This window comes from Streptomyces sp. GbtcB7 (genome assembly GCF_019091445.1).
GTDB lineage: Bacteria > Actinomycetota > Actinomycetes > Streptomycetales > Streptomycetaceae > Streptomyces > Streptomyces mirabilis.
Window position 1 is genome coordinate 1 of record NZ_JAGXJM010000189.1, and the last position, 345, is coordinate 345.

A 345-nucleotide genomic window follows, 5' to 3' on the forward strand; every position below is an offset into this window, starting at 1 on the left:
CGGTACTGACGAGTTGACCGTCGCTACTTACAAGCCAACAGGCGAAGGTGGGAATGGCGCCGCGTTTGCTGGCACTCTGTCCCGGAGCGAGTCAGGGTGTCTCACGATCGCATCTGGTGATTCCTCCGTGGTGCCTGTGTTCCCCGATGATGCGATCGCCGTCGACGGCGAGGCCATCCTCTACAGGAGCCAGACTTACAGCCTGGGGGACACGATCAGACTGGGTGGCGGCTTCGTCAATAGTCAAGACCTGCCCGAAGAATGCACGGAGGAGACCGACACCTTCATCGTCTCCGCGAACCCTTAGGTGACGTTCTCCAGCTCGGCGGACCGTGCCATCCCGAC

At 61.2% G+C, this 345-nt stretch carries 1 protein-coding gene; it reads left to right on the plus strand.

Annotation, left to right across the window (positions count from 1 at the left end; all coding sequences use genetic code 11):
- Positions 1-307 (plus strand): hypothetical protein (locus KVT44_RS55800; protein WP_217576918.1); only part of this gene is annotated, 307 nt, incomplete at its 5' end.
- Positions 308-345: the final 38 nt, after the last annotated feature.